Consider the following 7,364-nt stretch of genomic DNA (forward strand, 5'->3'; position numbering starts at 1 on the left):
TATTATGCGCTTACTTGTAGGCTTACCCTATTCCACACCGGGTGCAATTCCACGGCAGTTGAAGAATTTTTACAATATGGCTGAAAGTCTTATTTTACCGCCTCGGCGAGAGAGAACGTTTCCTCAGCAAGTGAAGCCTAGGCCACAGCGATATGCTAGAAATAAAAATGCCGTTCACCTTAAGTGAACGGCATTAAGGCAATAGCAGACTTTTTACTCGTCAATTTTATCTCTGTGCTTAAGATTATCTCGGCGATAAAATCTACATAGTGACTATCTTAAATAGCACAAAGGCTATGAAAATATTATGTAGAAAGCTTGCTTAGTCGCAGCACAGAATAAGCACATAATAAAAAAAGCAACTCAGGTTATACCAGTAATTGCCGCATCATGCGCTTTAATGCTAATGACTTAACGGGTTTGCGTAAAAACAAAAACTCAGCATCACTGGTATGTTGTCGAACGCTTTCTGATGGATCCGCAGAACAAATTATCACTGGTAGTTGCCATTGTTGTACTCGCAACATAGCTCGCACTAAATCAACGCCATTATTGCCATGTTCAAGGTGATAGTCAGCAATAATAATATTTGGGATAATCTCGCCATTGGCTAATGTTTGCTGGCATGACGGTTGATCATAGGCAGTTAACACACAGCAACCCCAATCACTGAGCTGTGAGGCCATTGCGGTTAGCATCAGTTGGTCATTATCGATCAACAATACCACCATGTTATTAAAGGATTTTTCGAGTGCTCTTTTGGCTATAGCCTCCAAACTTTTATTTAACTTACCTTTATGGTGCGTTTTTGCATTAACGATGGCGGCCTCACTAGCACTGACGCGCGGTATTTCAATACTAAAACACGTACCTTTACCGAGTTGAGATTTAACGGAAATTGACAAACCGAGCAATTTTGCTATGCGCTCTGATATCGCCAAGCCTAAGCCTAACCCTGGTATTTCACGGTTTTGCGTTAAACGTTCAAATTCACGAAAGATGGCTTTTTGCTGTGCTAACGCGATCCCTGGGCCGTTATCCCAAACCTCAAGCCTTATCATATTTTTGCTGCGTCGTATCCCTAATAAAACCCGATTTTGAACCCCCGCTTTTTCTCCCTGCTTATCATGGCAATAATGTACGGCGTTCGATAGAAAATTTTGTACTATTCGCCTTAGCATGCGTTTGTCAGAATGCACAACACATTGGCTAACTTGATAAGAGAAACGTATGCCGGCTTGCGCAGATAAGGCCGAAAATTCATTTTTAAGTGGCTGTAATAAATCATCAAGGGCGAATTGACTTTTTGCTATTTTTTCAGAGCTATTATCTAAGCGAGAAATTTCAATTAAGTCTGATAACAAGGCTTCGACCACGTTCAATGAATCATCAATATGCTGAGCAAGTGCGGTGAGTTCCTCACCTTGTACTTTGTTTTTTAACATCGAGGTAAATAAAGATAAGGCATTAAAAGGCTGCATAAGGTCGTGACTTGCTGCCGCTAAAAATCGACTTTTACTGCTGTTGGCCGCTTCAGCTTCGGCTTTGGCGTTTTGTAATTCTTGGGTTCGGCTTGCCACACGTTTTTCAAGATTTTCATTGGCTTTCTGTAAGGACTTTTCAGCTTCTATATGGGCAGTAATATCTGAAAATGTACTAACAAATCCGCCAGCAGGCATCGACTGTCCACGAATTTCTAATACCATGCCATTAGGCATTTTTCGTTGAAAATGATGGCTATCACCGCTTTTCATATGCGCGATACGTTTGGTGATCATCTGCTCATTATTAGCACCACCAACAATAATGCCTCGCGCAATATTAAAGTTTAACAAGGTTTCAATCGACAAGCCTGCTTGAACAAAACCTTCCGGATAATCAAGTAATTGAATATAACGCTGATTCCACGCCACTAATCTCATATCCGCATCAACCACACTAATGCCTTGTTCAATATTTTCAACACCCGACTGCAATAACTCGCGGTTAAAACGAAACAGTTGATTTGCTTCATCCACAATACTCACCACATCTTCAAAGGGCATTTGTGCTGACCTTGATACCGCTTTCATTACCATACGTGTTGAGGCTGAGCCCAATACACCAGAAAGTTGCACACGGGTATATTCAACCAGATTTACGGGCTCAACGTCAGAGGATAGTTGATTGGCTTGATTAGCCTTTGCGACCAACATAAAGGTATCAGCGGCGTTTTTATCGATAAAGCGCATTAATAAACTGTAAAGATCTTCTGTACTTAACTTACTCTCAACCTGCGGTTGACCTTTACTAATGAAAATGTCTGCTTGTAATTTTTCACCTACACTGCGTTGGGTCAATAATGAAACACCGACAAAGCAAACGATATTACTCATTAAGCTATAGAATACGCCATGACTGGTTAAATCTAAAAAATTGACGCCAAACAGCGCAGTCGGCTTTAACCAAGCAAGGCCAAAAACGCCATCTTGTACCCACACTAAATTAGGAGCTATGATGGGTAAAAGTAAGGTGAAAAACCACATCAAACTACCAATAATTAAGCCGGTTAATGCGCCTTTAGCATTCGCTTTGCGCCAATACAAAGCGCCGATAATCGCCGGCGCAAACTGCGATAACAACACAAAGGAGAGTAAGCCAATACTGGCTAAATGACTTTGCTGATTAATACTGCGTTCAAAGGCAAAGGCAAATAACAATATGGCGATAATGGTCAGTCGGCGCTGCTTTAACAACAAGCTAGAAAATTGCGGTGCACCTTCCTTACTGAAATAGTTAAATTTTAAGGTTATTGGCGTTATAACTTCGGTTGAAATCATGGTGCTAAGCACAATAGCAGAAACAATCACCATACTAGTTGCCGCCGCTAAACCACCAATATAAACCACAATACCTAACCAAGCTTGCTGAAAAAACATCGGCAAGGTAAGCACATAAGTGTCGGCATCAACACTGCCGCCAGGAAAGGTAATTAAGCCTGCAATGGCTATGGGTAAAACAAAAATATTAATTAAAATAAAATACAGTGGAAACAACCAACGGGCCGTTTTTAGCTCTTGTGGATGATGGTTTTCTATCATCATCATATGAAATTGCTGTGGTAAAACAAAAATGGTTATTGCGCCCAATATCGCCTGAGTCACCGCAAGATAAACCGAATTACCGTTAGTAAATAAGCCCTGACTTTGTTGCTGGGCAGCTAAGTCGGCAAAACCGTCAAAAACAAAAAACGTCGCGAAAATACCCACGGCAGTTAATGCTAATAATTTCACCAATGAGCTAAAGGCAATGGCTAAAACTAAACCTTGATTTTGCTTACTGGCAGCAATTTGCCGAGTGCCAAATAAGATACTGAATACAATTAATACGAGGGTAACGACAAAAGCGGTACTTATACCTGATTGAAAAGTGCCGGTGAGTAAATCAAAGCTGGTGCTAATAGCGCGTAATTGCAAGGCTATATAAGGTATGGTGCCAACTAAAGCGATTAGCGCAACACTAATCGCAATTTTAGGCGAACGGTCATAACGAAAGGCAATAAAGTCGGCAATTGAGGTCAGGTTTTGTCGCTTAATAATGTTTAACATTTTCAGCAACATTGGCCAAGCTAATACCAGACAAAGCATGGAGCCAATATAAATCGGTGCAAGCCAAGCGCCAGTGGTTGCGGCTTGACCCACTGTGCCGTAAAAAGCCCATGAGGTGCAGCTAACCGCTAAAGATAAGCTATATACCCACGGCTTACAGCGCCATTGTTCAGGTGATTGATTTTGGCCTTTATGAGCAACTAAAAACAATAGGCACAAGTAGCCAATAGAAAGAGCGGTGATCAACCACGTATCAATAGATAACCAAGCTAGCAAATTCATTCCTTTGTTTTAACAATTGTATACTCGCATAACCACTTATCTCATCTAGCATATCATGCTCGTTTGTTGATGTTAGTGCACTAAGGTAGTACTTATTTCCCTAACATCCTAGGGTAATCTAACCCTTCATTATTAATCAATTTGAAAGTTATTATAGATGAAAATCACTAACAAATATTTAGTAGAAGCTATTGTTTTCTTTAGTTATGTATTATTTGCCATGGCTTGGGTCGGTGGCACCGCTAGCATGCAAAGCATTATGCTTACACTTGACGTGCATAGCTTAGCGTCAGCAAGTTTTATTAGTGGTGCAGTCACGTTAGCTAAAATTGTTGGTACTTTCATTGCGGCTTGGATAGCGATTAAACTTGGTATTAAATATGCTTTTTTTGTGGCCAGTTTATTAATCACCATCGGCTTATTAACCCCTTATGCACCAAATTATGAATGGCTGTTACTCAGTCGATTTTTAATGGGGCTAGGTGGCGCTTTTATGGTGGTGTATTTTAATCCTATCGTATTACAGTTTTTCAAAGCAGAAGAACGCTCAACCATTAATGGCATTAACGCCGTGGCTTTTAATATGGGTACGGCCATAATTTTGTGGCAAATGCAGAGTATTAATCAGCTTACCGGTAGTTGGCAAAATAGTTTAACGCTATTTTCTGTGCTTAGCTTGGCGGTTGCCCTACTTTGGCTGTTGGTTAAATTTGAGCAACCATCAAGAGCAAGCAGAGATCAAAATGCCTTACCAGAAAATTACACTTACCGCCAAGGCTTAACAGACCGTTTTAATTGGTTATACGGTTTAGCTTATTCAGGCATTTTAGCGTTTTATATTTGTTTGTTTACCTTTTATCCCAAGGCCGGTATTGTGCAAAGTAAATGGGTGATTGGCTTTGGTATTGTCGGTACTATCTTTGGCATTATTTATAGTAAAAAAGTGCCCTTACGCTTGCCGGTTATACGTTGGTCGGGCTTAGTAGTTATTATTAGCACCGCCGTATTTTCCTTTAGTGATTTATATTGGCTGCAAACCTTTGCTGCTATGGTGTTAGGTTTTTTTATATTTTTACCCGTCACCGCACTCGTTTCAATTCCACATGAGCTGCCAAAAATGACTTCCGCTCGTATCACCATTATCTTTAGTATGTTTTACTCAATTAGTTACATAATATCGACGATAATTCTCTGGGTATTCGGGCGCTTGGTCGATATTAATCAAGGTGATTACACCGGATCGTTTATTTTAATCACAGTACTGAGTTCAACCTTATTTATAGGTAGTTACTTTTTACCTGAAACCGGCCATAAAACTAAAATACAACAACAAGGAAGTTAATATGCGAGGAAATGTATCGAAAAATTTAATGCCGTTACTTGAGCAAGTTAATATCGCTATTGAGCAAGCTAAAGCAAGTGGCGCAGCATTTGAGCCAGCCGTTATTAGGCAAAATTTGGAGAATTTATCCGCCTATATGATACCAGGTCCTGAACTGGCGCTGATAGAAGACAAAGTCATGACGATAAATGAGCATAGTATTGCCGCGCGCATCTATCATCCAAACCCAAAAAAAGCACTACCGGTTTTACTGCACTTTCATGGCGGCGGCCATATGTGCGGTAGCATTAATTTATATGACCCCATTAGTCGTGAACTGGCTATTGCCACCAATGCCATTGTTATTTGCATTGATTATCGCTTAGCACCAGAGCACCCTTACCCTTGTGGTTTAAACGACTGTCAATATTTGTTAGAAAATTACCCCGCGCTACTAAAAGATCACCGCCATAGCGACCAACTCTATATTGCTGGCGATAGTGCCGGTGGCGCAATTTGCACCAGTTTAGTGATGAACAACATTGACCAGCCTAATATCAAGATTGATAAACAGATATTGATCTATCCCAGTGTAGATTACACCATGAGTTGCCCGTCAATTACCGAAAATGGCCATGGTTTTCTGCTAGAGGCAGATAAAATGTATTGGTACTTTGCGCAATATTTCAATCTTAAAAATCAAAATATTGGCGAAGAAATAACTAAGCAAACAAAGACACTGATAACCAAGGCATCGCCTTTACTTGGCGTGTTTGATCGCCGAATGCCCAAAACATTAGTCATAACCGCAGGTTGTGATCCCTTGCGAGATGAAGGCATTTTATATGCTGATAAAGCTAAAAAAGCTGGCGTAAGTGTTGAACATTATCAATTTGATGAACTGATCCACGCCTATATGTTGCTGTCAAAACTGATACCAGAGCAATACCAGCAAACTTACTTGCTGATTAAACAGTTTATTAATAAGTAATTACACCTACCTATGCCTTGAATAAAGCCATAGGTTTCATGGCATAATTCTCTTATTGGTCAGTTCCATGTGGTGAAGTTAGCTGAATGAATAAAATACTTAATATAATCCGATTGACTGAAAAACCAACGACAAAAAGCCACCAACAAAAAAGGGACAGTAGCGCTTCGTGCTAGATTGTTGTCAGTCGCTATTTACTCCATCAATAAGCATTTAACATCAACAAAAAACGCTTTATAGCTCAAGATCAAATACCACACTAATTGACGCTGAAAAAACCATACTCTCTTGTAAGTAACGCCCAGGTTTTGCCGAGCTATTAGCCATACGAACACTGGTTTTATAACCTTCATTATTGGCGCCATACCGCTGATGAATTTGAGTTGAGTTCGCATTGATACTGTAAATTGCCCCTAAATTTACGCCAAAGGCCTTTGCCAGTGATTGGCCTCTGCTTTTCGCATGTTCAACCGCAAGCACATTAACTTCTTGCTGTAGTTGCTTTTCGTTGGAAGATTTTAATTCGATATTGCGAATAGCATTAATTTTCACCCTTAAAGCAAAGTCCATAAAGGCATTCAACTTCTCTATATTTTTTAATGTCACTGTTAAGGTTCGCCGGGCAAGATAACCTTCAATTTTATCTCGCTCATCACGATTATAAGCGTAACGCACTTCGGTTGAAATATTTGACGCCGAGACATTTTTTTCATCAACGTCAAAGTCAGGTAATCCGTTCAGTAAATTGTTTACCCGTTCATCAACTTCTTTTTTGGCCGCTAAACTGCTTTTTTGTTCACTTTCAACATTTAGATATACCACCGCAATATCTGGCATCGCCAGCATTTGTGCACTGCCCGTCACGCTAATATGCCGGTTACTGGGTAAACTGGTATTCGACAAAGCTAAACTAGAAAAGATACACAGCACAACACAAATAAATAATTTCATAACATATCCTATTAAAAAGCCATTTATACTTGCACAGTAAACACAAGTTCGGTGACTAAGTTTCTAAATTTAGTTTCTAAATTATCGGTAGTTTCTTGTAACCACACACTATTTTATAACAATATAAATGAACTTTAGCTGAACATTAGCAGAACATTAGCAGAACAAAAGAATTTTTGATTTCATCATGACAAATGAATAATCTATAATTAAAAATTAAAAATTAAAAATT

At 39.6% G+C, this 7,364-nt stretch carries 4 protein-coding genes and 1 pseudogene; 3 read left to right on the plus strand and 2 right to left on the minus strand.

The features are described 5' to 3' along the window. Positions 1–187 (plus strand): annotated as a pseudogene (locus H4J59_RS03905) (IS4 family transposase); the annotation flags it as partial. Positions 188–368: 181 nt separating this feature from the next. Here the strand turns inward: H4J59_RS03905 and H4J59_RS03910 are convergent. Next, positions 369–3,869, minus strand: coding sequence for a PAS-domain containing protein (locus tag H4J59_RS03910; RefSeq protein ID WP_404852000.1), 3,501 nt, complete (start codon positions 3,867–3,869; stop codon positions 369–371). A gap of 157 nt (positions 3,870–4,026) precedes the next feature. On the opposite strand from H4J59_RS03910, the gene H4J59_RS03915 reads away from it, so the two are divergent. Both H4J59_RS03915 and H4J59_RS03920 read left to right on the plus strand, forming a co-directional pair. Further along, entirely contained in the window at positions 4,027–5,211 is a 1,185-nt protein-coding gene (locus H4J59_RS03915) for an MFS transporter (RefSeq protein ID WP_182236987.1), read from the plus strand. A 1-nt stretch (position 5,212) separates the two neighbouring features. Further along, the gene (locus H4J59_RS03920; RefSeq protein WP_182236988.1) at positions 5,213–6,181 is read left to right on the plus strand and encodes an alpha/beta hydrolase; all 969 of its coding nucleotides are present in this window, start codon (positions 5,213–5,215) and stop codon (positions 6,179–6,181) included. A 234-nt stretch (positions 6,182–6,415) separates the two neighbouring features. Here the strand turns inward: H4J59_RS03920 and H4J59_RS03925 are convergent, their stop codons facing one another. Next, entirely contained in the window at positions 6,416–7,132 is a 717-nt protein-coding gene (locus tag H4J59_RS03925) for an SIMPL domain-containing protein (RefSeq protein WP_182236989.1), read from the minus strand. Positions 7,133–7,364 lie beyond the last annotated feature (232 nt).

This window comes from Colwellia sp. MB02u-10 (assembly GCF_014077185.1).
Taxonomy (GTDB): domain Bacteria; phylum Pseudomonadota; class Gammaproteobacteria; order Enterobacterales; family Alteromonadaceae; genus Cognaticolwellia.

Excerpts from the sequence above, each read along its gene's own strand:
- H4J59_RS03910 (WP_404852000.1), bottom strand. The coding sequence starts at position 3,869 with ATGAATTTGCTAGCTTGGTTATCTATTGATACGTGGTTGATCACCGCT.
- H4J59_RS03915 (WP_182236987.1), top strand. The coding sequence starts at position 4,027 with ATGAAAATCACTAACAAATATTTAGTAGAAGCTATTGTTTTCTTTAGT.
- H4J59_RS03920 (WP_182236988.1), top strand. The coding sequence starts at position 5,213 with ATGCGAGGAAATGTATCGAAAAATTTAATGCCGTTACTTGAGCAAGTT.
- H4J59_RS03925 (WP_182236989.1), bottom strand. The coding sequence starts at position 7,132 with ATGAAATTATTTATTTGTGTTGTGCTGTGTATCTTTTCTAGTTTAGCT.